The 1,213-nt window shown below is 63.8% G+C and carries 1 protein-coding gene; it reads left to right on the top strand.

The features are described 5' to 3' along the window. Positions 1-279: 279 nt before the first annotated feature. Positions 280-1,213 (top strand): aldehyde dehydrogenase family protein (locus EOD15_RS34490; protein WP_127409312.1); only part of this gene is annotated, 934 nt, incomplete at its 3' end.

Below are 1,213 nucleotides of genomic sequence, written 5' to 3'. Positions count from 1 at the left end.
GTGCAGAATTCTGCTCCGCTGCATTCCTCGACCAAGATCACGGCATGGATCCTCGGGTCTCCGCCGCGTCGCTTCGCTCCTGCTCCGCCCGTGGATGACGAAGGCGGGGAGGCTTCGGCCAATCTCCAGGTTTAGTGCCGCCCACCGGTCAGCAGAGAGATCATCTGCGCCCGCGGGCCAATAGAGACAATCTCTCTCTATCGGGCTGTCCAAACAGCCTCTCTATCTGCATCGGATGAATAGTCTTCCCGCATCAGTCCGAACCGGGAGGTCTCGACCATGTCCGCGCATTTCGCCCGCTCGCATCGCCATGAAGCGCTCGATCGCCTGACCGACCGCCGGCTGCTGCGTGAACTCGCCTATGTCGATGGCCACTGGACGGCGAGCGAGGCTGCCGAAAGCTTCGAAGTCACCGACCCGGCCACCGGCACCACAGTCGCTTTCGTCGCCGCGCTCGACGGCCGGCAGACGACGAAGGCGATCGATGCCGCCGCGCGCGCCTTCCCGGCGTGGCGGGCGCTGTTGCCGCAGGAGCGCTCGAAAATCCTGCGGAAATGGTTCGAGTTGATCATCGCTGCAAAGCAAGACCTCGCTCTGCTGATGACGCTGGAACAGGGCAAGCCGCTGCAGGAGTCGCTGGGCGAAATCGACTATGCCGCTTCCTTCGTCGAATGGTATGCCGAAGAAGCAAAACGCTTGAATGCCGAGAGCGTCACAAGCCATCTGCCGGGCGCCGAGATGATGGTGCGACGCGAGCCGCTCGGTGTCGTCGGCGTCGTCACGCCGTGGAATTTTCCGTCGGCGATGCTGACCCGCAAGGCTGCGGCAGCCCTTGCCGCCGGCTGCACGATCGTTGCGCATCCGTCCTCGGAAACACCGCTGTCGGCGCTGGCGCTGGTCGAACTGGGCGAACGCGCCGGCTTGCCCGCCGGCGTCTTCAACATCATCACCGGCAAGGCTTCGACCATCGTCGGCCGGATGTGCGAAGACCCGCGCGTCCGTGCCATGAGCTTTACCGGCTCGACCGAGATCGGCCGGCTGATCGCCGCGCAAAGTGCGACTACCATGAAACGGCTGGTGATGGAGCTTGGCGGCCATGCCCCGCTGATCGTCTTTGCCGATGCCGATCTGGACAAAGCGGTTGATATCGCCATCGACGCCAAATTCGCCACGTCGGGCCAGGACTGCCTCGCTGCCAACCGTATCTATGTCC

The sequence above is a fragment of the Mesorhizobium sp. M7A.T.Ca.US.000.02.2.1 genome (genome assembly GCF_003996995.1).
Taxonomy (GTDB): Bacteria; Pseudomonadota; Alphaproteobacteria; order Rhizobiales; family Rhizobiaceae; genus Mesorhizobium.
This window is presented reverse-complemented; position numbering and strand designations above follow the sequence as displayed.